Annotated in this window: 1 protein-coding gene; it reads left to right on the top strand. The window is 64.3% G+C overall.

Features of this window, described 5'->3' with window-relative positions:
- On the top strand, positions 1–244 hold a 244-nt coding region (gene rpsI / locus AC3II9_RS22330), incomplete at both ends, for a 30S ribosomal protein S9 (protein WP_489158950.1).

Here is a 244-nt window from a genome sequence, read left to right as displayed (position 1 = left end):
CGCGCCTATGCGACCGGTCGTCGTAAGGACGCCGTGGCTCGCGTCTGGCTGAAGCCGGGTTCGGGCAAGATCACGATCAACGGTCGTGACCAGGAAGTCTATTTCGCGCGTCCGACGCTGCGTCTCGTCATCAACCAGGTGTTCGGCATCACCGAGCGCGAAGGTCAGTATGACGTCGTCTGCACCGTCAAGGGCGGCGGTCTGTCGGGCCAGGCCGGTGCGGTCAAGCACGGCATCAGCCAAG

The sequence above is a fragment of the Lysinibacillus sp. RU7 genome (assembly GCF_057837305.1).
This window is presented reverse-complemented; position numbering and strand designations above follow the sequence as displayed.